We start from the raw sequence: 1,668 nt of genomic DNA on the forward strand, positions 1-1,668 counted from the left end.
GGCGCAGCTGATCGGGTCCGGGTTGAGCGCGGTGAGCTGCATCTTGGCCGGTTCGGTGGCGAACGTGCCGGTGGTGATCGACCCCAGCAGCACGATCACGATGTTCGCGCCGACCCGGCTGGAAGTCCTGTTGTAGGAGTACGTGGTGGGCGCGACGGCCGGATCGGTCCAGGTGAACGTCCGCGTTCCGCTGCCCTGGTAGAAGAGCTGGGTGCAGCTGTAGTCCGGCAGCGTCGCGGTCTCGGTGTAGGAGCCGGTGGTGGCGGCGCCGTCGGTGCAGTTGAACAGCTGGCCCTTGACGGTGACCGTGACCGTCTTCGGGGTGTTGGTGACCGGTTGGCTGAAGGACACCACTTCGTTGTCCAGGCACACCTGCCCGGCGTCCGCCTGAGCCGCCGGCGCCGCGCCGGACAGCGCCGCGGACGCCACCAGGCAGGCGGCGGCGACGCGTGCGAAGGCTTTGATCCCGTTCATCCACGGACCCCCTCGGGTGTCGGACCGGCGGTGTCCGGGAGGACGGTGCCGGACCTCGATCGATGACACGCTGCACATCGCCGCGTTCCACGACCGCGTTACGACACGACCACTCTGCGTCATCACGCTGGGTGGTGCGGGTTCGTGCGCTCGACCCGCACCGCGTCCGTCGACACCGCTTCCGTCAAGACCGTGCGGCCAGCGCCTGCTCCACCGTCTCGTGCAGCGTCAGCACCTGGTCCAAGGTGCTGAGGATGAGCAGCCGGCGGACCGGGTTGCCCGGGTTCACCACGACGGCGAACACCAGCCCCTCCTGCCGGGCCCGCCGTTGGGCGTAGAGCAGGGTGGTGAACCCCGCCGAGGCGCAGAACGTCACCCCGCTCAGGTCGGCGGCCAGCAGCGAGGCGCCCGTGGCCGCCGCCTCGGTCAGCGCCCGCTCCACAGCCTGCTCCACGGCCTCGGCGGTCACCCCGTCGATCTCACCGCCGACGTCGAGCACCACGGCCCGCGCGGTGGGGTGAGCCTCGACCCGCGTCCGCACCCCGTGCCCTTCCGTCGTCATCCGCCCATCCCACCACAGCTCGGGCGGATCGGCCGGGGACCGCGGTCCGCCGTGACCGTCCAGGAGGGACGGTCGGCGGGAGCACCCCCCCCCGGAGTCACGAGTGGACGGTGCGGGAGTCGAGCGGGGCGATGAAGGGCCGCACTGCGTCACGGGACGTAGACGATGCGGTCGTCCGTCCGCGCGTTCCACGTCTCGGCCACCCGGGCGAGGGGCACGGGACGCGCCCGCACGTCGATCCGGCCGGTGTGCACCGCGACGGCGATCTCCGGCAGCTCCGCGAGGAAGTCGCGGGGCGGGACGGAGCCGATGCCGCTGCCGCAGATCTGCAACCGGGACGCGCGCAGCAGGGCGGAGTGCAGGGGCGCGCTCTGACCGGCCACGGACCCGATCTGGATCCAATCCAGCGGCGCCCCGCGGTCGCGGCGGGCGGTGATCATGGCGGTCATCGCACGGGCGGCCGGCTCTCCCCACACGTAGTCGATGACGACGTCGACGTCGGCGGCGCGCTCGGCCTGGTCGAAGGTCACCGCCTCGTCCGCGCCCAGGTCGTGCAGCGCCGCGAGCCGGGAGGCGTCGCGCCCGACGGCGATCACGTGCGCGGCGCCGAACCGCTTGGCGATCTGCACGGC

The 1,668-nt window shown here is 72.4% G+C and carries 3 protein-coding genes; all 3 read right to left on the bottom strand.

Translation table 11 applies throughout. The annotated features are described in order from the left end of the window. Positions 1–474, bottom strand: a 474-nt coding sequence (locus AB0G02_RS38895) for a hypothetical protein (protein ID WP_360805127.1), incomplete at its 3' end; no start/stop codon positions are given. 184 nt (positions 475–658) lie between these two features. Then, a complete protein-coding gene (locus AB0G02_RS38900; RefSeq protein ID WP_360805130.1) occupies positions 659–1,036 on the bottom strand; it encodes an STAS domain-containing protein in 378 nt (125 codons plus the stop codon). Positions 1,037–1,185: 149 nt separating this feature from the next. Beyond that, the coding region (locus AB0G02_RS38905) for a zinc-binding dehydrogenase (protein WP_360805133.1) at positions 1,186–1,668 on the bottom strand (483 nt) is incomplete at its 5' end.

It is taken from the genome of Actinosynnema sp. NPDC023658, from assembly GCF_040639995.1.
Classification (GTDB): domain Bacteria; phylum Actinomycetota; class Actinomycetes; order Mycobacteriales; family Pseudonocardiaceae; genus Actinosynnema.

Coding starts and splice junctions, on each gene's coding strand:
- AB0G02_RS38900 (WP_360805130.1), bottom strand. CDS start 1,036: ATGACGACGGAAGGGCACGGGGTGCGGACGCGGGTCGAGGCTCACCCC.